Origin of the sequence: Amycolatopsis sulphurea, from assembly GCF_002564045.1 — a bacterium.
In the GTDB taxonomy this organism is placed as follows: domain Bacteria; phylum Actinomycetota; class Actinomycetes; order Mycobacteriales; family Pseudonocardiaceae; genus Amycolatopsis; species Amycolatopsis sulphurea.
The window spans coordinates 555,421-576,894 of the sequence record NZ_PDJK01000002.1; the positions used below are offsets into that span (position 1 = coordinate 555,421).

The following is a 21,474-nucleotide window of genomic DNA, read 5'->3' on the forward strand; positions in this document are numbered from 1 at the left end:
TCACCCCAGCCGGTACACGCGCGCCGCGGTGTGTTCGAACACCGCCAGCCGCTCCGGATCGCTGAGCGGGCCGGTGAGCGAAAGCGCGGCGTCCACCACGACCTCGTAGGCCGCGGCCAGTTCGCACACCGGCCAGTCACCGCCGAACATCACCCGCTGCGCGCCGAAGGCGGCGAACACGTGCCCGGCATAGCGGCGCAGGTGCCCCACCTGCCATTCGTGCCAATCGGCCTCGGTGACCAGCCCGGACAATTTGCAGTGCGCGTTCTCGTGCGCGGCCAGCCCGGCCACGCCATCCGCCCACGGCTGCAACTCCCCCGCCGCGATCCGGGGCTTCGCCGCGTGGTCGAGCACCAGGGTCAGCTCCGGCAGCCGATGCGCCACCTGCCGGGCGGCGACGAGCTGCGCCGGAGCGGCGAGCAGGTCGTAGACCAGCCCGGCGGCCCCGACCGCGGCCAGCCCACGCAGGACTTCGGGCCGTAGCAGCCATTCCGGGTCCGGCTCGTTCTCCACCTGGTGGCGGATGCCGACGAGCGGGCCGAGTTCGCGCAGCCGCGCGAGCCGGTCGGCGATGTCCGGCGCGATCAGGTCCAACCAGCCGACGACGCCCGCGACGAGTGGCTCCGCCGCCGCGACAGCCAGGAACTCCTCCGTCTCGGCCTCGTCCGGAACCGTCTGTACGAGGACCGTCGCGTGCACCCCGGCGGCCGTGGTCACCCGGCGCAGATCGTCCACTGTGTACGGTTTGCGAATAGGGGCCATCAGGTCACCGGCCAGCCACGGGTACGCGCGGCGGGCCGGGTCCCACAGGTGGTGGTGCGCATCGATCACGGCCTGCCTCCAGCGGCCAGGACACCGGCTCGCACCAGGCCGGCGTCCACGAGGTCGTGCCACAGCCCGGCCGGGATCTTCGCGGCGGCCCGGCGGACGTTGAGCGCCACCTGGTCCGGCGCGTGTGCGCCGACGACGACGGACGTCACGGCCGGATGCGTCCGCGGCAGCGCGAGCGCCGCGTCCGGCAGCTCGACGCCGTGACGCGCGCAGACCTCCGCTATCTCCTGCGCTTCCACACCAGATCCACCGGAGCGGTGGCGTAATCGTAGATCCGGCCCGGTTCCGCGGTGGCCAGAATACCGGCGTTGAACGCCCCGCCTGCCACCACGCCGACGCCGCGTTCGAGGCACAGCGGCAGCAGCTCGTCCAGCGCCGGCTGATTGAGCAAGGTGTAGCGACCGGCCATGAGCACGTGATCGAGGTCGAACCGGCGCACGAACTCGCTCAGCATCGGTGCCTGGTTTATGCCCGCACCGATCGCCTGCACCACGCCCTGGTCCCGCAACTCCAGCAACGCCGGGAAGGCATCCTCGGCCGCTTCGGTGAAGTGGTCGTCGGGATCGTGCACGTAGACCAGGTCCACACGGTCGAGACCGAGCCGGGTCAGGCTGTCCGCCAGCGACCGCAGCACGCCGTCACGGCTGAAGTCCCAGCCGCGGCGGTAGGTCGCGGGCACGTCGAAGCCCTGGTCGTCACGTTCTCCCGGCTCGGCGGCCTGGGGTTCGAGCACCCGGCCGACCTTGGTAGACACCACGAACTCGTCTCGCGGGTACGCCGCCAGCGCGGCGCCGAGCCGCCGTTCGGACAACCCGAGCCCGTAGTGCGGGGCGGTGTCGAAGTAGCGGATGCCCTCGTCCCACGCCCGGCGAACGGTCGCTTCGGCCGTTTCGCCGGACATCGCGTGATAGAGGTTGCCCAGCTGCGCGCCGCCGAGTCCCAGCGGAGAAAGGTCCATGCTCACTCCCCCACCGGCGGTTCCCCTCCGGAGGCGGCGGTTCTGGCCGGGATGCGGTGCAGAGCCGGGCGACGAGTCATTGGTCCTCTTGACGAGTTACGTGGCACGCTGTGCGCAGTACACCGAAACATCCGAGGTCTCTGCAGGGAGGGGCGGTCACCGTGCCGGTCACCGATGCCGCGATCGACAAGATCAAGGAGATGATCGTCTCCGGCGAACTCGCCCCGGGTGACCGGCTGCCCAGAGAGGCCGAGCTGGCCCAGCGGCTTGGCCTCTCGCGCAGTTCGCTGCGCGAGGCGGTCAAGGCACTGTGCCTGATCCGGGTGCTGGACGTGCGTCAGGGCGACGGCACCTATGTGACCAGCCTGGAACCGGACGTGCTGCTCGACGCGCTGACCCTCGTGGTCGATTTCCACCGGGACGACACGGTACTGGACTTCCTCGCCGTGCGCCGGATCCTGGAGCCGGCCGCGACCGCGCTGGCGGCGCAGCACATGAGCGAGGCGGACATCGCCGAGCTGGGCACCCTGCTCGGCGAGCTGGGCCAAGCGCCGGGTGTGCCCGAACTGGTGGCCCATGACCTGCGGTTCCACCGCAAGATCGCGGAAGGTTCGGGCAATCCGGTGCTGTGTTCGCTGCTGGAGGGCCTCTCCGGGCCGACTGCGCGGGCTCGGATCTGGCGAGGGCTCACCCAGGAAGGGGCCGTGGCCAGGACACGGCAGCAGCACGTCGCGATCTACGAGGCGATCGCCTGCCGCGAGCCGGAGGTGGCACGGTCCTGGGCCACGGTGCACATCGCGGGCGTCGAGCAGTGGCTGCGCACCACCCTCACACCCGGCAAGTCCGCCGCCACGATCTCCTGAACGCGCGAAGGTCGGATGTTCACCGGAGCGCCGTCGGTCAGGTTTGCGGTTTTCCTCCGGCGTAACGGCTGATGATCAGCGCGATCAGGATGATGCCGCCGTAGATCGCCTTCAGCCACTCCGCGGGGACCTGCGCGATCCGCAGCAGGCTGTCCACCGACTGCAGCAGCAGGACCCCGGTCAGCGCGCCGACCAGGGTGCCCTTGCCGCCGTCTAGCGAAACCCCGCCGATCACGGCCGCGGCGAACACCTGCAGGATCAGCCCGTCGCCCTGATCCGCGCCGAGCGCCCCGACGTAGCCGGTGTAGGCCAGCCCGCCGAGTGCGGCCAGGATTCCGGCCACCACGAACACAAGCCAGGAGATCCGGTCGACCCGGATCCCCGCGGCACGCGCCGCCTCCGGGTTGCCGCCGATCGCGTACAGCGCCCGGCCCGTCCGGTGGTAGCGCAGACCGAGCCCGAACAGTGCGAACAGCGCCGCGGCCAGCCACACCGACATCGGCAGCCCGGCGAACGTGGTGGTCGCGAGGACGGTGAACGCGTCCAGCCGATCGAACAGAGTCTTGCCGCCGGTGGCGCCGATCTGCGTACCGCGCAGCACGGTGAGCATCGCCAGCGTCACGATGAACGCGTTGAGCTTCAGCTTCACGATCAGGAAACCGTTCACGAAGCCGATCAGCGCGCCGGCCGCCGGGATCGCGAGCAGCCCGAGCGCAGCAGGCCATCCGGTGCCGAAACCGGACGATGCGGCCGGGACCACCAGCATCGCGCCGATCGCCGGGGCGATGCCCATGGTCGATTCGAGCGACAGGTCGAACTTCCCGGTCAGCAGCACCAGGGACTCACCCAGCACCACCAGGGACAACGCGGCCGCCGCGGACAGGATACTCAGCACGTTGTCGAAGCTGAGGAACGTGTCGCTGATCAACCCGCCGATCACGAACACGACCACCAGCGCGGGCAGCAGCGCCAGCTCACGCAGCCACCTCACCTGCCGCCGCACGGACACCGCCGTCCGAGGGCTGGTCAGCACGTCAGTCATGGCGCCCGGCTCCTTCGATCCCGGCCACCAGGTCCCCATCCGACCAGCCGGCCCGATGCTCGGCCACGAGGGCGCCGCCGCGCAGCACCAGCACGCGGTCGGCCCGGCGCAGATCATCCAGCTCGTCGCTCACCAGCAGCACCGCCTTCCCCTCGGCCCGCACCCGGTCGACGACCGCGAGCAGCGCCTCCTTCGATTTCACGTCCACGCCCGCGGTGGGGTTGATCAGCACCACCACGCGTGGATCACGCTCCAGCGCACGGGCGAGCACGACCTTCTGCTGATTGCCACCGGACAGATCGGACACCGGTTGCTCCGGTCCGGTAGCGACGATGCCGTAGTCCGACAGCGCACGAGCGCCGCGCGCCCGGCGTGCCCTCGGCGTCGCGATCCCGCAGCGGCCCATCCGGTCGAGCACGGACAGCGTGGCGTTGTCCGTGATCGAATGGGCGAGCACGAGCCCTTGATGGTGCCGATCACGAGGCACACAGCCGATCCCTGCCTCCAAAGCTGCGGCGATATCGCCGGGTGGCAAGGGTTTTCCTTCCACCGCAACGGTTCCTGCTGTGGACGCCCGCAGCCCGTACACCGTCTCGGCGACCTGGTGCTTGCCGCTCGCGTTGCTGCCCGCCAGTCCGACCACCTCGCCGCGACGGACCCGTAAGGACACGTCGCGGAAGCCGTCGCCGGAAAGCGCGGTGACGGTGAGTACTTCCCCTGCGTCGGCGGCCGGCGGGGCGTGGGTGACGACGGCCGGGAGCCCGTCCTGTTCGCCGGTCATCGCGTCGACCAGTTCGGCCCGGCCGACCTTCCCGACCGGCGCGGTCAGCACGTGCCGGGCGTCGCGCAGCACGGTGACCGCCTGGCACACCTCGTAAACCTCGTGCAGGTGATGCGAAATGAACAGGAACGTGACCCCGCTCTGCTGCATCTGCCGCATACGCGCGAAGAGCCGCTCGATCGCCTGGCTGTCCAGCTGCGCGGTCGGCTCGTCGAGTACGATGAACCGCGCGCCACGGCTGAGCGCCCTGGCGATCTCCACGAACTGACGGTCCTCTATGGACAGTTCGCCTGCCGGGGCGTCCACGGCCACCCGCACGTCCCAGGAATCGAGCAGCTCGCGAGCCTGCCTGCGCAGCTTCTTCCAGCCGATCAACCCGCCGCGGGCCGGCCGGTTGAGGAACAGGTTCTCCGCGACGCTCAGCTGCGGCACCACCATAGCGTGCTGGTACACGCACGCCACGCGCGCCTGCCATGCGTCCTTTTTGGACAACGTCGGAGCAGGTTCACCGGCAAAGGAAACGCTGCCGCTGTCCGTTGCAGACAGTCCGGTGAGGATGGACACCAAAGTGGACTTGCCCGCCCCGTTCCGGCCGAGGAGGGCATGGGATTCGCCGGGTTGCACGGTGAGGCTGACGTCGTGCAGGGCGACCGTCGGCCCGTAACGCTTGCCGACGCCCACCGCTTGCACCACCGGCGCGCTCACAGGTTGTTACCCCAAAGCGCCCTGTCGTCCACATTGTCCTTGGTGACCACCGGCGCGGGCAGCTGATCTTCCAGAATTCCCGGACTGATCTCCACAATCTGCGAACCGTGGTCGGTCGGGCCGGGCTTGAACGTCTCGCCCGCCATCGCCTTCTTGAGCCAGTACATGCCGTACTCGGCGTACGCGTCGGCGGGCTGCGAAACGGTGGCGTCCAGGTCGCCGCTGCGGATCGCGGCCAGCTCTTGCGGGATGCCGTCGTTGCTGACCGTGACCACATGCCGCGGATCCCCGGCCGGGAAGAACAGATTCTTACGCTTGAGCGCCTGTTCGGCCGGGGCCAGGTAGACCCCACCGGCCTGCAGGTACACGCCTTTGATATCCGGATTCGCGGTGAGCAGACTGTCCAAACCGGACGAAGCCTTGTCCGCCTTCCACTCCGCGGGGATCTCCAGCACCTCGAGCGCCGGATACTTCTGCTTCATGCAGTCACGGAACGAGGCCGAGCGATCGCGGCCGTTGACGGAGGCGAGATCGCCCATGACCTGCACGACCTTGCCGCTCTTGATCCGCCGGCCGATCGCGTCGCAGGCATTGACGCCGTAGGCGCGATTGTCCGCGCGCACGACCATGGCCACCTTGCCGCCTTCGGGCGCGACGTCCACCGAAACCACCGGAACGCCCTTGTTGTCCGCCTGTTTCAACCCGGCCACCACGGCCGCGGAATCGACCGGCGTGACCACCAGCCCGCGGACACCCTCGGTCAGCAGCGTACCGATATCGGTGATCAGTTTGGCCGAATCGTTATCCGCGTTCACCGCCGGCAACGCGTCGAGCCCCTGCTGCTTCGCCATCCGCGGCACATAGTTGTGATAGGCCTGCCAGAACGGCGAGGTCAGCAGCGGCACCGTCACGCCGATCCGGCCACCGGTCCCGGATGTGGCCGTCTTGTCCTTTATGGACCCGCATCCGGCGAGCGCCAGCCCGCTCGCGGCCATCGCGGCAGCCAGCCGGATCACCTTCGTACGCACCGAATCCTCCTTGATGGGGCCAGGTCGAATCCGGTGACCAGGCCGCCGAGTTCCTTCACCGATCCGTCCACTCCGGACCATCCGGAAAGCGGAAACGGCGCAGAGTCGCGTCGTGCATCCGCGCGGAGAATCCGGGTGCGACGGGAGCCAGGTAGCGGCCGTCGCGCACGACGGCCGGGTCGGTGAAGTGCTCGTGCAGGTGGTCGACCCATTCGATGGCGCGGTCCTCGTCGTTCCCCGACACTGCCACGAAGTCCAGTAAGGACAGGTGCCGGACCAGCTCGCAGAGCCCGACCCCGCCCGCGTGCGGGCACACCGGCACACCGAACTTGGCCGCCAGCAGAAGGATCGCGAGGTTCTCGTTCACCCCGCCGACGCGCGCGGCGTCCAGCTGCAGCACCTTGATCGCGTCGGCCTGCAGTAGTTGTTTGAACACCACACGGTTCTGCACGTGCTCCCCGGTGGCAACGCGGATCGGCGCGAGCGCCTTCGCGATGGCGGCGTGCCCGAGTACGTCGTCGGGCGAAGTCGGCTCCTCGATCCAGTACGGGTCGAACGGCGCCAGCTCGGTCATCCACGAAACCGCGGTGGCCACGTCCCAACGCTGGTTCGCATCGACCGCGATGCCGACCTCCGGGCCGACCGTCTCGCGAACCAGCTTCATCCGCCGTACGTCGTCCTCAAGCCTGCCGCCGACCTTCAGCTTGATCATCCCGAAGCCGTCGGCCACAGCCTGCCGGGCCAGCCGCACCAGCTTCGCGTCGGAGTAGCCGAGCCAGCCGGGCGACGTGCTGTATGCGCGGTAGCCCTCGGCTTCCAGCTTCGCGATCCGTTCTGCCCGGCCCGGTTCCGCTTCACGGAGGATGTCCAGCGCCTCCTGCTCGGTGAGCGCATCGGACAGGTACCGGAAGTCGACCAGGGAGACCAGCTCTTCCGGAGTCATGCCCGCGGCAAACCGCCACACCGGCAGCTCCGCACGGCGAGCGGCCAGGTCCCACGCCGCGTTGACCACCGCACCGATCGCCATGTGCGCGACGCCTTTTTCCGGACCCAGCCAGCGAAATTGCGAATCACCGACGAGTTCGGCCGACAACGCTCCGAGCCCCTGCGCGTCCTCGGGCACCGCACGGCCGACGACGAGCGGGGCCAGAGCGCGGATGGCCGCGGCCTGAACGTCGTTGCCACGCCCGATCGTGAAGGCGAGCCCGTAGCCGTCCGGACCGTCGTCGGTGCGCAGTTCGACGTACGCGGCCGAGTAGTCCGGATCCGGGTTCATCGCGTCGGAACCGTCCAGCTCCCGCGAAGTCGGGAAGCGGATGTCGTGGACTTCCAGGCCCACGATCTTCGGCATGTCAGGCCCGCCGCAAGGTCAGCCGGCCGCGACCGTCGATCTCCGGCTCCGCGACGTCGCCGGCCGCCCCGAGGCGCTCGAACCGCACGGACGTATCCCCTCTCACTCCAGCTTCGCGATACATCCGATGTATAGCGGATCACCGTGCGGGAGATCCAGAGTTCTCGGCCTGCTGCCGGACAAATTGATCCGATCCCGAATGGCGGACCCGGCGCCATCCCCCGTTCAGCGGATTCGCGCTCCCCCACCCGCCCGATCCACTCACCCGCCGAGGTCGGCGAGATTCCCGTCGGCCAGCTGCTCGGCGGTCACGCTGATCCGCTCATCCACCAAACGCTGCAACGCATCCCCGTCGTCCCACTGGTTCACGTTCATCGCCGCGTGCACCACACCGTCGGAACCCAGCCAGAACGCGGTGAAGTCGTAGGCCGCCAGATCGCCTCGGACCACGAGCCGGTCGTTCTCCGGATCCGCGAGGCCACGGTATTCGCAGCCGATCGCCGGGCCGCCCTTGTCCGGCTCGTACTGATCGGTGAAGAAATACGGAGAGTCCAGGTACGGCTCGTTCTCGCCGAAGAGATTGCCCGCGACATGCGTACCCTGCCCACGCGCCGTCGCCCAGTGCTCGACGCGTACGCGGCGGCCGTAACGGGGATGGAAGTGCGAAGCGATGTCACCGACCGCGTACACATCAGGCGCCGCCGTACGCAGACCCGCGTCGACGCCCACCCCACCGTCGTCAGCGATTTCCAGGCCCGCCGCGTGCGCAAGATCGACCCGAGGGGCCGCGCCCACCGCGATCAGCACTACGTCGGCCGGTATCTCGTCACCGCTGATCAGCCGTACGCCGGTAGGCTCGGTGTCTCCGGTAATCGCAGCAACGCCCTCACCGAGCCGCCACTGCACACCGTGCTCGGTATGCAGATTCCGGAAGGCGCCCGCAACTTCGGCGCCGAGTACGTTCGCAAGCGGCAGCTTCTCCGGCGCCACGACAGTGACCTCGGCTCCCTGCGTACGCGCAGCCGCGGCCGCCTCGGTACCGATCCAGCCCGCGCCGACGATCACCACGCGCTGAGCCTGGGCGAAGGCGGCGCGCAGCTTCAACGAGTCATCGATCGTCCGAAGCGTGTACAGGCCGGGCAGATCGCCGCCGGGCACGTTCAGCTTCCGCGGCTGCGAACCCGTGGCCAGGACGAGCCTGTCGTACCGGTGCTCGCCGCCGGCATCGTCGAGGACGAGCCGCGCGCCCAGCTCCAGCCGCGTCGCGGCGACTCCGGACGACAGCTGGATGTCGTGCTCAGCGTAAAATCCTTCGGCACGCACCCAGTCGGGCTCGTCGGCGGCGCCGAGCAGCACCCCCTTCGACAGCGGCGGCAGCTCGTAGGGCCGGTGCGATTCCGCGCCGAGCAGCAGCACCTCGCCGCCGAATCCGCGCTCCCGTATCGCGGCCGCGGCGGATGCCCCCGCCAGGCCGGCTCCGATGACGACGATCTTCCGGAGTTCCGCCATGTCCGCTTGTCCCTCCTGGTGCCCGCACCTGCGCCCGGACGCTACTCCCGTCCCCGCTTCGCCACATCTCGCGCGAGCGCGGAATACCCGGCAGTAGGCAATTCGGGTGAACCGGCGTAAGAGCCCCCGGCACCCCCGGTCCCACCGCGGCACGAAGGACATGCGAAGCGGTGTGGATCGGAGGGCGAGGGCCGTGACTGGGCGGGACGAGCGGGACGAATGGTCGGTCGGCTGCCGGGATCTGGCGGGCAGGCGCCGGGATCTGACGGTATTCGTAGGTACGGACGACAAGATCGTGCTGGTCGCGCCACCCGGCGAGGCGGCGGTACTCGGCCCTCTTGAGGTCGGCAGGTTGCGGGCCGCGCTGCGGGACGCCGTGGTGACGATGGCCGCACCGGCACCACGCACCGGGAACCTGACACCTACCTCCGAGTAGGTGCGGCCCGGCAGACACCTGGCCACGACCACCTGCTTCACGACCGGCGCGACGGGCCTTTCCGGGAAGCGGCCCCACGGCGGAAACGACTCCTCCAGCCCACGAATACGCTTGCGCAGCGCGGCATTCTCAAGGCACCGCGGCGGAACCGGCACCGTCCGGTCACCCTCGGCGATGCGACGAACGGAACTCCCCGAACGGGGATCGCTAGGTTAGCCTTACCTCTGTGGCACAGACGATCGAGGACGCCCCGGCCCGGACCGAGCCGCGGTTGCACGCCGAAGAACTGACCCTGGCCTACGACGGGCGCACCGTCGCCGAATCGCTCGGCGTGGTGATCCCGGACAAGTCGTTCACGGTCATCGTCGGCCCCAACGCCTGCGGCAAGACCACGCTGCTGCGCGCGCTCTCGCGGATGCTCAAGCCCCGCAAGGGCTCGGTGTTCCTCGACGGCGAGGTGATCTCCAGCTACGGCGCGAAGGAAGTGGCCCGCCGGCTCGGGCTGCTGCCACAGAGTTCGGTCGCCCCGGACGGCATCACCGTGGCCGATCTGGTCTCCCGCGGCCGGTACCCGCACCAGAAGCTGCTGCGCCAGTGGTCCCGCGAGGACGCCGCGGTGGTCACCGAGTCCATGCGCGCCACCGGGGTGGCCGACCTCGCCGAACGCCTCGTCGACGAGCTGTCCGGCGGACAGCGCCAGCGCGTGTGGATGGCGATGGCGCTCGCCCAGCAGACCGAACTGCTGCTGCTCGACGAGCCGACCACGTACCTGGACATCGCGCACCAGATGGACATCCTCGACCTGTGCGCGGATCTGCACGCGAACCAGGGCCGCACCCTGGTCGCGGTGCTGCACGACCTCAACCACGCCGCCCGCTACGCCACCCACCTCATCGCCATGCGCGACGGCGAGGTGCTGGCCACCGGGACCCCCGCGGAAGTGGTGACGGAGGAGAACGTGGCCCGCATCTTCGAACTCCCGTGCCGGGTGATGGACTGCCCGGAGACCGGGACCCCGCTGGTCATCCCGAAGGCGGACCGGCGCGTGGCCTGACCCCCGGTCGGTGAAGGACCCCTTCACGGAATCTGGGTCCAGGGTTCCGGCAAAGTCGGCGTGAGGGGCCGTGCGCAGGCCGCGGAGGTCCGTGAAGGGGGCCCTTCACGGAATCTGGGTCCGTGAAGGGACCCTTCACAGCGCTCAGGATCTGCGGTTCATCACCGTCCGCCAGATGTCGGCGGGCAGCGTGGCGCCGGTGAGCTTCTCGCCGTTCGCGTCCACGAGTTTCCGGTCCTCGTCGGCGCCGACCCACACCGCGGTGGCCAGCCGAGACGTGTAGCCGACGGCCCAGGCGTCCTGGTTGTCCGACGATTCGGCGTACTGGAACTCGCCGGTACGCAGCGCCGCGGCGTGGCCATCGGACAGGGTGGAGGTCACCTGGCCGGCGATCCGGCGGCTGGTGTCCTGGTCCGGGGAGAACGCGGGCGTCGGATGGTCGTCGTGCTGCCACACCACCTCGCCGTTTTGGTTGAGAATCTTGTCCACCAGGTGCGGCGTCGCCCGCATACCGCCTGCCGCGAATGTCGCGTACGCACCGGCAACGTCGAGCAGTCGCAGCGGATAGCGCCCGACGGCGATGCCCGAGCCGATCAGGTAGCCGTCCTTCTCGCGCAAAGTCGGGTTCCCGTCCACGGACTCCGGAATGCCGGCGTCGCGGGTCGCGGCGCTCACCGCGTCCGGTCCGAGCCGCCGCGCGAGAGCGATGTAGGGCGTGTTCGCGGAAGACGCCATCGCCGTGCGCAACGTGCACTTCTGCGGGCACACCTTCGGGTAGGTGAAGTCCTCCCCGAAGAAGTTGATCTTTTCCGGCTCCGCGGCACGCTCGTCCGGCGAGGCGCCCGCGCGAAGCCCGGCAGCCAGCGTGAACGGGTAGAACGCCGAGCCGAGCGGACGCGGGGTGCTCGCGTAGTCGCGTACGCCGTGGTCGCCGCCGTCGTAGGCGCGCACCGCGCCATTCGACGGGTCCACGGACACCACGCCGCCGCGAAGCTCCTTCGGCTCGTTCTTCAGCCGGTTCTTCACCGCGGCGAGCGCAGCGGTCTGCGCACCCTGGTCAAGAGTCGTCTGCACGGTCAGATTCCCTTGCTGCAGGCGGGAAAGCGGAAAACCGTCCCGTTCCAGCTCGGCCAGCACCTGCTGTTTCACATGGTATTGGCCGTAACTCAGCCGCTCGCGGGTCTGGGCGGGAGGACGGATCTCCGCTCCCGGGTAGTTCATCGCGGACGCCTCGACGCCCCGCACATACCCGCGTGCGACAAGCTTGTCCCGCACGTAGGTCCAGCGCTTGGCGGCGTGCGCCTCGCCGGACGCCGCCGGGTCGTGCACCGAGGGCGACTGGATCATCCCGGCCAGGAAGGCCGCCTCGCTCCAGGTCATGCTGTCGTCGAGCGGGCGGCCGAAGAACGCGTTCATCGCCGCCGCGGGCCCGAACGTGTTGCGGCCGAAGGAGATGATGTTGACATAGCTCTCGAAGATCTTTTCCTTGCTCTGCTGCTGGGTGATCTTCGTGGCGAGCACCAGCTCCGCCAGTTTCCGGGCGATCGTCGCGTCCGCGTCGCCGGTGGACTTCTTGATGTACTGCTGGGTGATCCCGGAGCCGCCGCCGAAGCCGGTGAACAGCGCGCGGCCGATCCCGGTCGGGTCGAAGCCGGAATTCTCCCAGAACGTGGGGTCCTCGGTCGCCACGATCGCTTCGCGCAGTTTCTTCGGCACCTTGGCGTAGGGCACGAAGCGCCGGTCGCCGTCGCCGGGCAGGATGCGCAGCAGCGGGCTGCCGTCGGTGTACCGCAGGGTGACGGTCTTGTCCAGCGAGGACAGCACCTCCTGCGGGCTGCGGACGTCCATCAGCAGATAGGCCAGCCAGAACGCGATCATCGGCAGGCCCACGACCGCCCCTGCCACGCCGTAGCCGATCCGCCGGATCCGGCGCCACCGCCGCCGCCGGGGAGCCCGGTCGTTCTCGGCGGTCCGCGCACGCTCAGTCGAGATCTCCACAGGAGACATGACGATCGAACCGGTGAAAAGGTTCATCGGATCCGGTGGTCAATTCACGCGAGGAACGCTCTCAGTAACGAAGCGGTCCCGTCGACGTGGTCGGCCATCGCCTGCCGTGCGGCCCCCGAATCGCCGGCCAGTATCGCGTCGACGATCGCCTCGTGCTGCGCGTTGGAGTGCTCCAGGTTCGGTTCGAGCAGCGGGATGCGGTCGAGCAGCTGGTTGACCCGCGTGCGCGCGTCGGCGACCGCCGTGGTCAGCGAGCCGGACGCGGTGACCTCGGCGATCGCCAGATGCAGCCGGGAGTCCCGGCGCCGGTAGTCGCCGAGCCCGGCCGCCTCGGCCTCGGCGAGCGCGCCGGTGAGATGCTGCCGGTCGGCCGGGCTCAAGGTACGCGCGGCGGCCGCTTCCGCGGCACCGGTCTCCAGCACGTACCGCAGGCACAGCACGTCCTCGAACCCCGCGGCGTCGACGGCCCCCGTGGCCCGCGCGGCCGGCTCGGGCAGCACCTCGCTCACGAACGTGCCCCCGTACCGCCCGCGCCGCGACACCACATACCCCGCGTCGGCCAGCGCACGGATCGCCTCGCGCAGGGTGACGCGGCTCACCCCGAGCCGCTCGGCCAGCTCCCGCTCGGACGGCAGCCGCTCGCCCGCGCCGACCACGCCGAGCCGGATGGCCTGCAGCAACCGCTCGACCGTCTCCTCGAAGGCGTTCCCGGCGCGCACGGGCCGGAACAGCGCCTCGTTCGCACTCACCACCGAGGGTTCCACGCGACCGAGTCTAGGCCTCCCGGCCACCGTGGACCCGTCGCGAAGAACCTGCCACACGACGGCCGGGCTCAGCACTCGATGACGTTCACCGCCAGGCCACCACGGGCGGTCTCCTTGTACTTGACCGACATGTCCGCACCGGTCTCCCGCATCGTCTTGATCGCCTTGTCCAGCGTGACCACATGACTGCCGTCACCACGCAGCGCCATCCGGGCGGCGTGGATGGCCTTCGAGGCACCGACCGCGTTGCGTTCGATGCAGGGGATCTGCACCAGGCCGCCCACCGGATCGCAGGTCAGGCCCAGGTGGTGTTCGACCCCGATCTCGGCGGCGTTCTCCACCTGCGCGGGCGAGCCACCCAGCACCTCGGCCAGCCCGGCCGCGGCCATCGCCGAAGCCGAACCCACCTCGCCCTGGCAGCCGACCTCCGCGCCGGAGATCGAACCGGTCTGTTTCAGGATCGAGCCGAGCGCACCGGCGGTGAGCAGGAAGGTGACGATGCCGTAGTCCGAGGCGCCGGGGATGAACCGCTGGTAGTAGTGCAGGACCGCGGGGATGATCCCGGCCGCGCCGTTGGTCGGGGCGGTCACCACGCGCCCGCCCGCGGCGTTCTCCTCGTTCACCGCGAGCGCGTACAGGCTCACCCAATCCATGGCGTACAACGGATCGCCGGAGCCGTCTTCGGCGAGGAGCTTGTCGTGTAACGCTTTCGCCCGCCTCGGCACGCGAAGACCGCCGGGCAGCACGCCCTCGTGAGTGCAGCCGCTGTGCACGCACTCGGCCATCACCTGCCAGATCTCCAGCAGCCCGGTCCGGATCTCCTCCCGGGTACGCCAGGAAAGCTCGTTGCGCAGCATGATCTCGCTGACCGGCAGGCCGGTCTCCGCGCAGTGCGCCAGCAGATCCGCGCCGGTGCGGAACGGATACTGCACCGGCGTCGAGTCCTCGACGAACACCGTGTCGGTCTCGAACGATTCGTCCCGCACGAACCCGCCGCCCACCGAGTAATACGTGCGTTCACGCAGCAGCGCGCCGTCGGCGGCGAACGCGCGGAAGATCATTCCGTTCGGGTGCGCGGGCAGCGATTTCCGGCGGTGCATGGTGAGATCGGTGTCCTCGGTGAACACGACCTCCTGCCGTCCGCCGGCGAGCAGCCGCCCGGATTCGCGGATCGCGGCGACCTTCGCCGCCACGGTGTCCGTGTCGATCGCTTCCGGACGCTCCCCGGACAGCCCCAGCAGCACCGCCTTGTCGCTGCCGTGCCCGAACCCGGTCGCGCCGAGCGAGCCGAACAGGTCGGCCCGCACCCTGCTCACCCGGCCGAGGACGCCCTCGTCCGCGAGACCGTCCACAAAGGTCCGCGCGGCCCGCATCGGCCCGACGGTGTGCGAACTCGACGGGCCGATGCCGATGGAAAACAGGTCGAAGACGCTGATCGCCATTGATCCGCCCCTTCTCCTAGTTCCTCGCCAGTACGCTGCTGGCTTCTTGTGCTGCTGGTCCTTCGGCAGTGAGGTGGGCGAGGTTGTCCGGCAGCTCCTCGCCCCGATGCGCCTTGGTCTGGGCGTAGAGCCGCCCCGCGCGATACGACGAACGGACCAGAGGCCCGGCCATGACGCCGGGGAACCCGATCTCCTTCGCTGTCTCGGCGTGGGCGACGAACTCCTCGGGCTTGACCCACCTGTCCACCGGGTGGTGCCGGGGCGAGGGGCGCAGGTACTGGGTGATCGTGATGATCTCGCAGCCCGCCTCGAACAACTCCCGCAACGCCACACCGACCTCGTCCGGGGTCTCCCCCATCCCGAGGATCAGGTTCGACTTCGTCACCAGCCCCGCCGCACGCGCCCGCGTGATCACCTCCAGCGACCGCGCGTACCGGAACCCCGGACGGATCCGCTTGAAAATCCGCGGCACAGTCTCCACATTGTGCGCCAGCACCTCCGGCCCCGACCCGAAGACCTCGGCCAGCTGATCCGGGTCGGCGTTGAAATCCGGGATCAGCAACTCGACGCCGGTGCCGGGGTTCAAGGCGTGGATCAGCCGCACCGTCTCCGCGTACAGCCACGCACCGCCGTCGGCCAGATCGTCCCGCGCGACCCCGGTGATCGTCGAATACCGCAGTCCCATCGCCTGCACCGACTCGGCGACCTTCCGCGGCTCCGTACGATCCAGCGCCGCAGGTTTGCCGGTGTCGATCTGGCAGAAATCACACCGCCGCGTGCACTGATCCCCACCAATCAGAAACGTCGCCTCACGATCCTCCCAACACTCATAAATATTGGGACACCCCGCCTCCTCACACACCGTATGCAAACCCTCACGACGCACCAAACCCTTCAACTCCGAAAACTCCGGACCCATCCGCACCCGAGTCCGAATCCACGACGGCTTCCGCTCAATCGGCGTCTCACTGTTACGCACCTCAAGCCGCAACAACTTCCGCCCCTCCGGCTGGGCGGTCATCGCGGCAGGTCCGCGTACAGCGGGTGCTTCTTGGCCAGCAGCTCGACCCGGCCGCGCAGCGTCTGCCGCACGGACTCGTCGAAGTCCGCCTTCAGCGCCTCGGCGATCACATCCGCGACCTCGGCGAAGTCCTCGGTCCCGAAGCCGCGGGTGGCCAGCGCCGGGGTGCCGATGCGCAGGCCCGAGGTGACCATCGGCGGCCGCGGGTCGAACGGCACCGCGTTGCGGTTGACCGTGATGCCGACCGAGTGCAGCCGGTCCTCGGCCTGCTGTCCGTCCAATGCGGACTGGACCAGGTCGACCAGCACCAGGTGCACGTCCGTGCCGCCGGTGAGCACCCGCACGCCCGCTGCCGCGCAGTCCGGACGCGAGAGCCGATCGGCGAGCAGCCGCGAACCGGCCAGCGTGCGCTCCTGCCGTTCGCGGAACTCGTCGCTCGCGGCGATCTTCAGTGCCACCGCCTTGGCCGCGATCACGTGCTCCAGCGGCCCGCCCTGCTGACCGGGGAACACCGCCGAATTGATCTTCTTCGCCAGCGCCTCGCGGCACAGGATCAGGCCGCCCCGCGGACCGCCGAGCGTCTTGTGCGTGGTGGTCGTGACGATGTCCGCGTGCGGCACCGGCGAGGGGTGCAGCCCGGCGGCCACCAACCCGGCGAAGTGCGCCATGTCCACCATCAGCTTCGCGTCCACCAGGTCGGCGATCCGGCGGAACTCGGCGAAGTCCAGCTGCCGCGGGTAGGCCGACCAGCCGGCCACGATCAGCTTCGGCCGGTGCTCGACCGCCAGCCGCTCGATCTCCGCCAGATCGACTATCCCGGTCTCCTTGTCGACGTGGTAGGCGACCACGGTGTACAGCTTGCCGGAGAAATTGATCTTCATCCCGTGCGTGAGGTGCCCGCCGTGCGCGAGGTCGAGACCGAGGATGGTGTCGCCGGGCTTCAGCACGGCGAACATCGCCGCCGCGTTGGCCTGCGCGCCCGAATGCGGCTGCACGTTCGCGTGCTCCGCGCCGAACAGCGCCTTCGCCCGGTCGATCGCGAGCTGCTCGACCACGTCGACGTGCTCGCAGCCACCGTAGTAGCGACGGCCGGGGTAGCCCTCGGCGTACTTGTTGGTCAGTACCGAACCCTGCGCTTCGAGCACGCCGGCCGGCGCGAAGTTCTCCGAAGCGATCATTTCCAAAGTGGACTGCTGGCGATCCAGCTCGGCGGCGACCGCGGCGGCCACCTCGGGGTCCACTTCGGACAAGCGGGCGTCGAAGGTGGTCATCAGCTCTCCTGGGTGAACTCGGTGTAGGCGGCGGCGTCGAGCAGCTGCGGTACCTCGCCGGTCAGCCGCACCTTGACCAGCCAGCCCTCGGTGTAGGGGTCGGAGTTGACGATCTCCGGACTGTCCGCGGTGGTCTCGTTCACCTCGGTCACCTCGCCGCTGACCGGCGAGTACAGCTCGCTGACCGACTTCGTCGACTCGACCTCGCCGAACACCTCGCCCGCGGTGACCTGGGTCCCGGCCGCGGGCAGCTGCACGAACACGATGTCACCGAGCGACTCGGCGGCGAACGCGGTGATGCCCACCGTGGCCACCCCGTCGGCGACCGACAGCCACTCGTGTTCCTTGGTGTAGGACAGGTTTTCGGGGACGCTCATTTTTACTTTGGATCCTTTCGGCGCGGCGCGGCCGCTCCGTCGAGGGTGGCGGCAGGGCGGTGGCCGGGCTCTCCGGCTCGGGAGTAGAAGGGCAGGTCGACGACCTCGACCGGTTCGATTTTGCCGCGGATGTCGACGGACAGCCGGGTACCCGCCTCGGCGTACGCCCGATCGACGTACGCCATCGCGATCGGGTACCCGAGCGTCGGCGACAATGCTCCGCTGGTCACGGTGCCGATATCGGTCTCTTCGCTCAGCAGACGATATCCGTGCCGCGGTGCGCGCCGGCCGGCGCCACGCAGGCCGACGCGTACCCGGGGTACGTCCGCCTTCGCCAGCTCCGCCAGCGCTGCCCGGCCCACGAAGTCACCCGGCTTCTCGAACTTCACCACCCGGCCGAGCCCGGCCGCGAACGGGTTCAGCGCACGGCTGAGTTCGTTGCCGTACAACGGCATTCCCGCTTCGAGCCGAAGCGTGTCGCGACAGGCGAGCCCACACGGCACCAGCCCGTACGGCTCCCCCGCCTCGGCCAGGAGTCGCCACAACGCGGGCGCCTCCTCCGCGGCGACGAACAGCTCGAAGCCGTCCTCCCCGGTGTACCCGGTGCGGGCGAGCAATACCTCGTGCCCCTTCACCGTCGCGGGCACGCTCGCGTAGTACTTCAGCGCGCCGAGGTCCGCGTCGGTCACCGCGGCGAGCACGTCGACCGCCTTCGGACCCTGTACGGCGATCAGTGCGGTCGTCGCGGCACGGTTGTCCACCACAGCGTCGAAGCCCTGTACGCGCTCCGACAGCGCTTCGGCGACCACGTCGGCGTTCCCGGCGTTCGCCACGACCAGGTACTCCTCGTCGGCGAGCCGGTAGACCACCAAGTCGTCCAGCACGCCTCCCTCTGCGTCGCAGATCATCGTGTACCGCGCGCGCCCCGGCTTCACGCCGGACAGCTTGCCGACCAGCGCGTAGTCGAGCACGTCGGCCGCCTGCGCGCCGCAGACATGGATCTCGGCCATGTGCGACAGGTCGAACAGCCCCACCGCCTCGCGGACGGCCTTGTGCTCGGCCAGTTCGCTGGCGTAGCGAACCGGCATGGACCAGCCGGCGAAATCGGTGAACAGGGCGCCGAGGTCCTGATGGACTCCGTGCAGCGACGTCTCTTTCGACACGAACTCAGCCTTCGTAGGAGTTGAGGGGCGGGCAGGAGCAGACGAGGTTACGGTCCCCGCGGGCACCGTCGATCCGGCGCACCGGCGGCCAGTACTTCGTCCGGCGGGACACCCCAGAGGGGTATACGGCGAGTTCGCGGTCGTAATCCGCGGTCCATTCGCCGACCAGCGCCGCCGCGGTGTGCGGAGCGCCGCGCAGCGGGCTCGTCTCCGCGGTCCACCGGCCGGCCGCGACCTCGTCGATCTCGTGCCGGATGGCGATCATCGCCGCGCAGAACCGGTCGATCTCGGCCAGGTCCTCGCTCTCGGTCGGCTCGACCATCAGCGTCCCGGCCACAGGGAAGGACATGGTGGGCGCGTGGAAGCCGTAGTCGATCAGGCGCTTCGCGACGTCGTCGACGGTCACGCCGGTCTCCTTGGTGATCCCGCGCAGGTCGAGGATGCACTCGTGCGCGACCAGGCCGTCCTGCCCGGTGTAGAGCACCGGGTAGTGCGGCGAGAGCCGGGCGGCGACGTAGTTGGCCGCCAGCACCGCGACCTCGGTCGCCGCCGTCAGGCCCTTGGCGCCCATCATCCGTACGTACGCCCAGGAGATCGGCAGGATCGAGGCCGAGCCATAGGGCGCGCCGCTGATCGGGCCGACGCCGGTCTCCGGCCCCGCCTCGGCGAGCAGCGGGTGGTTGGGCAGGTGTGGAGCAAGGTGCGCGCGCACCGCGACCGGGCCGACGCCGGGGCCGCCACCGCCGTGCGGGATGCAGAACGTCTTGTGCAGGTTGAGGTGGGAGACGTCGCCGCCGAACTCGCCCGGCTTCGCCAGGCCCAGCAACGCGTTCAGGTTCGCCCCGTCCACGTACACCTGGCCACCGCCGTCGTGCACGATCTTCGCCAGCCGCTCGATACCGTGCTCGTACACCCCGTGCGTGGACGGGTAGGTGACCATGATCGCGGCCAGCGTGTCCCGGTGGGTGTCCACTTTGGCCTGCAGGTCGTCGAGGTCCACATCGCCCTCGGCGGTGCACTTGACCACGACCACGCGCATCCCGGCGAGCACTGCGGAAGCGGCGTTCGTGCCGTGCGCGGACGACGGGATCAGGCACACGTCACGCTCCGGCTGCCCGTTCGCGTGGTGATAACCGCGGATGGCGAGCAGCCCGGCCAGCTCGCCCTGGCTGCCCGCGTTCGGCTGCAGCGAGACCTGGTCGTAGCCGGTGACCTCGGCGAGCCAACCGGACAGCTGCCGGACCAGCTCGTGGTAACCCTCGGCGTCCCCGGCCGGGGCGAACGGGTGGATGCCGGCGAACTCGCGCCAGCTGATCGGCTCCATCTCGGTGGTGGCGTTGAGCTTCATCGTGCACGAGCCGAGCGGGATCATTCCCCGGTCCAACGCGAAGTCCTGGTCCGCGAGGCGGCGCAGGTAGCGCAGCATCGAGGTTTCCGAACGGTGCGTACTGAACACCTCGTGCGTCATGAAGCCACTGCGGCGGACGAGACCGCTCGGCAGCGCCTTCGCCGCTTCGTGCGCGCTGTCCACACCGAACGCGCGAAGCACCTTCGCCAGCGTTTCGGGCCGGGTCACCTCGTCGCAGGCGACGCGTACGTGGTCGGCATCGATGTGACCGAGGTTGATCCCCGCTTCGCGGGCAGCAGCGTGTACGTCGGCCGCGCGGCCGGGCACGCGCGCAACGACGGTGTCGAAGAACGTCTCGTGCACGACCTCGACTCCACCGGCACGTAACGCGTTCGCAAAACCGGCAGCCAGCTCGTGTACGCGCTCAGCGATGGACTTCAGCCCGTCCGGACCGTGGTAGACCGCGTACATCGCGGCCAGTACCGCGGGCAGCACCTGCGCGGTGCAGATGTTCGACGTCGCCTTCTCCCGGCGAATGTGCTGCTCACGAGTCTGCAACGCGAGCCGGTACGCCGGGTTGCCGTCGGCGTCCACCGAAACCCCGACGAGCCGGCCGGGCAGCGAGCGCTCCAAGCCGGACCGTACGGCGATGTACCCCGCGTGCGGGCCGCCGTAGCCGAGCGGCACGCCGAAGCGCTGCGTTGAGCCCACCGCGACGTCTGCGCCGAACTCGCCAGGCGCAGCTACCAGCGTGAGCGCCAGCAGGTCTGCAGCGACCGTGTACAGCGCGCCCGCCGCCTTCGCCGCTTCGGAGACCGCGTCGTAGAAGCCGCGCCCACGCAACACTCCGGAAGCGCCCGGGTACTGCGTGACGACGCCGAAGAACTCCTCAGGCAAGCCGGTAAGCAGATCTCGCACCTGCACCTCGATGCCCAGCGCCTCGGCCCGCGTACGCACGACAGCAATCGTCTGCGGCAGGCACTCCGCGTCGAGGACGACCACGTCGGACTTCGCCTTCGACGCCCGGCGCATCAGCGTGACCGCCTCGGCAACGGCGGTCGACTCGTCCAGCAGCGACGCGTTCGCCGTGGCCAGCCCGGTGAGGTCGGAGACCATCGTCTGGAAGTTCAGCAGCGCTTCGAGCCGGCCCTGCGAGATCTCCGGCTGGTACGGCGTGTACGCGGTGTACCAGGCCGGGTTCTCCAGCACGTTGCGGCGGACCACGCCGGGCGTGACGGTGTCGTAGTAGCCGAGACCGATCATCTGCGTCATCGGCCGGTTGCGGGCCGCGAGCGCGCGCAGCTCGGCGGTGGCCTCCTCCTCGGACGCGGCCGACGGCAGGTCCAGCTCACGGGTGACGCGGATGGCCGAGGGCACCGCCGCCTCGACGAGCGCGTCCAGGCTTCCGTAACCGCATTCGGCGAGCATCTTCGCCCGCTCGGCCTCGCCGGGGCCGATGTGGCGGGTGTCGAAGGAGGTGGAGGTGATGGGAGCTCCTCGGGACGGGCACCGGGCGCAGCGGT

General features: G+C 69.6%; 17 protein-coding genes and 1 pseudogene. 3 read left to right on the top strand and 15 right to left on the bottom strand.

Annotated elements, in window-relative coordinates; translation table 11 throughout:
* Both ATK36_RS08575 and ATK36_RS08580 read right to left on the bottom strand, forming a co-directional pair.
* Positions 1 to 831, bottom strand: a complete 831-nt coding sequence (locus tag ATK36_RS08575) for an amidohydrolase family protein (protein WP_098510783.1) — start codon at positions 829 to 831, stop codon at positions 1 to 3.
* A pseudogene (locus ATK36_RS08580) lies at positions 828 to 1,795 on the bottom strand (aldo/keto reductase). Before ATK36_RS08580 ends, ATK36_RS08575 begins: the two are co-directional and overlap by 4 nt.
* A 155-nt stretch (positions 1,796 to 1,950) precedes the next feature.
* Between ATK36_RS08580 and ATK36_RS08585 the strand changes: the two are divergent.
* Positions 1,951 to 2,652 carry a FadR/GntR family transcriptional regulator gene (locus tag ATK36_RS08585; protein ID WP_098510784.1) on the top strand — a complete coding sequence of 234 codons (702 nt, stop codon included), beginning with the start codon at positions 1,951 to 1,953 and terminating at the stop codon, positions 2,650 to 2,652.
* A 37-nt stretch (positions 2,653 to 2,689) separates the two neighbouring features.
* On the opposite strand, the gene ATK36_RS08590 is transcribed toward ATK36_RS08585, so the two are convergent.
* The 5 genes from ATK36_RS08590 to ATK36_RS08610 all read right to left on the bottom strand — a co-directional run bounded on the left by ATK36_RS08590 (position 2,690) and on the right by ATK36_RS08610 (position 9,068).
* Positions 2,690 to 3,694 (bottom strand): ABC transporter permease, encoded by a 1,005-nt coding sequence (locus tag ATK36_RS08590; protein WP_098510785.1) that lies wholly within the window; start codon positions 3,692 to 3,694, stop codon positions 2,690 to 2,692.
* Positions 3,687 to 5,180, bottom strand: a complete 1,494-nt coding sequence (locus ATK36_RS08595; RefSeq protein ID WP_098510786.1) for a sugar ABC transporter ATP-binding protein — start codon at positions 5,178 to 5,180, stop codon at positions 3,687 to 3,689. The genes ATK36_RS08590 and ATK36_RS08595 overlap by 8 nt, the downstream gene beginning before the upstream one ends.
* Positions 5,177 to 6,208, bottom strand: coding sequence for a sugar ABC transporter substrate-binding protein (locus ATK36_RS08600; RefSeq protein ID WP_386999223.1), 1,032 nt, complete (start codon positions 6,206 to 6,208; stop codon positions 5,177 to 5,179). Before ATK36_RS08600 ends, ATK36_RS08595 begins: the two co-directional genes overlap by 4 nt.
* 55 nt (positions 6,209 to 6,263) lie before the next feature.
* Positions 6,264 to 7,559, bottom strand: coding sequence for an enolase C-terminal domain-like protein (locus tag ATK36_RS08605; RefSeq protein WP_098510787.1), 1,296 nt, complete (start codon positions 7,557 to 7,559; stop codon positions 6,264 to 6,266).
* Between the two features lie 261 nt (positions 7,560 to 7,820).
* Positions 7,821 to 9,068 carry an NAD(P)/FAD-dependent oxidoreductase gene (locus ATK36_RS08610; RefSeq protein ID WP_098510788.1) on the bottom strand — a complete coding sequence of 416 codons (1,248 nt, stop codon included), beginning with the start codon at positions 9,066 to 9,068 and terminating at the stop codon, positions 7,821 to 7,823.
* 193 nt (positions 9,069 to 9,261) lie between these two features.
* On the opposite strand from ATK36_RS08610, the gene ATK36_RS08615 reads away from it, so the two are divergent.
* Together ATK36_RS08615 and ATK36_RS08620 are read left to right on the top strand one after the other, a co-directional pair.
* The gene (locus ATK36_RS08615) at positions 9,262 to 9,504 is read left to right on the top strand and encodes a hypothetical protein (protein ID WP_245914523.1); all 243 of its coding nucleotides are present in this window, start codon (positions 9,262 to 9,264) and stop codon (positions 9,502 to 9,504) included.
* A gap of 226 nt (positions 9,505 to 9,730) precedes the next feature.
* The gene (locus ATK36_RS08620) at positions 9,731 to 10,558 is read left to right on the top strand and encodes an ABC transporter ATP-binding protein (RefSeq protein ID WP_098510790.1); all 828 of its coding nucleotides are present in this window, start codon (positions 9,731 to 9,733) and stop codon (positions 10,556 to 10,558) included.
* A 144-nt stretch (positions 10,559 to 10,702) separates the two neighbouring features.
* Here the strand turns inward: ATK36_RS08620 and ATK36_RS08625 are convergent, their stop codons facing one another.
* The 8 genes from ATK36_RS08625 to gcvP all read right to left on the bottom strand — a co-directional run bounded on the left by ATK36_RS08625 (position 10,703) and on the right by gcvP (position 21,439).
* Positions 10,703 to 12,556 (bottom strand): transglycosylase domain-containing protein, encoded by a 1,854-nt coding sequence (locus ATK36_RS08625; RefSeq protein WP_245914525.1) that lies wholly within the window; start codon positions 12,554 to 12,556, stop codon positions 10,703 to 10,705.
* A gap of 53 nt (positions 12,557 to 12,609) precedes the next feature.
* On the bottom strand, positions 12,610 to 13,329 hold the full coding sequence (locus tag ATK36_RS08630; RefSeq protein WP_170069667.1) for a FadR/GntR family transcriptional regulator: 720 nt from the start codon (positions 13,327 to 13,329) through the stop codon (positions 12,610 to 12,612).
* Positions 13,330 to 13,397: 68 nt separating this feature from the next.
* A complete protein-coding gene (locus ATK36_RS08635) occupies positions 13,398 to 14,771 on the bottom strand; it encodes an L-serine ammonia-lyase (protein ID WP_098510791.1) in 1,374 nt (457 codons plus the stop codon).
* Positions 14,772 to 14,787: 16 nt separating this feature from the next.
* Positions 14,788 to 15,792: a lipoyl synthase gene (gene lipA / locus ATK36_RS08640; protein WP_098510792.1), complete on the bottom strand. Its 1,005-nt coding sequence runs from the start codon at positions 15,790 to 15,792 to the stop codon at positions 14,788 to 14,790.
* Positions 15,789 to 17,063 carry a serine hydroxymethyltransferase gene (gene glyA, locus ATK36_RS08645; RefSeq protein ID WP_098510793.1) on the bottom strand — a complete coding sequence of 425 codons (1,275 nt, stop codon included), beginning with the start codon at positions 17,061 to 17,063 and terminating at the stop codon, positions 15,789 to 15,791. Before glyA ends, lipA begins: the two co-directional genes overlap by 4 nt.
* Positions 17,063 to 17,440, bottom strand: coding sequence for a glycine cleavage system protein GcvH (gcvH, locus tag ATK36_RS08650; protein ID WP_098510794.1), 378 nt, complete (start codon positions 17,438 to 17,440; stop codon positions 17,063 to 17,065). Before gcvH ends, glyA begins: the two co-directional genes overlap by 1 nt.
* A 2-nt stretch (positions 17,441 to 17,442) precedes the next feature.
* Positions 17,443 to 18,603, bottom strand: coding sequence for a glycine cleavage system aminomethyltransferase GcvT (gcvT, locus tag ATK36_RS08655; protein ID WP_098510795.1), 1,161 nt, complete (start codon positions 18,601 to 18,603; stop codon positions 17,443 to 17,445).
* Between the two features lie 4 nt (positions 18,604 to 18,607).
* Positions 18,608 to 21,439: an aminomethyl-transferring glycine dehydrogenase gene (gene gcvP / locus ATK36_RS08660; RefSeq protein WP_098514732.1), complete on the bottom strand. Its 2,832-nt coding sequence runs from the start codon at positions 21,437 to 21,439 to the stop codon at positions 18,608 to 18,610.
* Positions 21,440 to 21,474: the final 35 nt, after the last annotated feature.

Coding starts and splice junctions, on each gene's coding strand:
- ATK36_RS08590 (WP_098510785.1), bottom strand. CDS start 3,694: ATGACTGACGTGCTGACCAGCCCTCGGACGGCGGTGTCCGTGCGGCGG.
- ATK36_RS08605 (WP_098510787.1), bottom strand. CDS start 7,559: ATGCCGAAGATCGTGGGCCTGGAAGTCCACGACATCCGCTTCCCGACT.
- ATK36_RS08610 (WP_098510788.1), bottom strand. CDS start 9,068: ATGGCGGAACTCCGGAAGATCGTCGTCATCGGAGCCGGCCTGGCGGGG.
- ATK36_RS08635 (WP_098510791.1), bottom strand. CDS start 14,771: ATGGCGATCAGCGTCTTCGACCTGTTTTCCATCGGCATCGGCCCGTCG.
- lipA (WP_098510792.1), bottom strand. CDS start 15,792: ATGACCGCCCAGCCGGAGGGGCGGAAGTTGTTGCGGCTTGAGGTGCGT.
- glyA (WP_098510793.1), bottom strand. CDS start 17,063: ATGACCACCTTCGACGCCCGCTTGTCCGAAGTGGACCCCGAGGTGGCC.
- gcvH (WP_098510794.1), bottom strand. CDS start 17,440: ATGAGCGTCCCCGAAAACCTGTCCTACACCAAGGAACACGAGTGGCTG.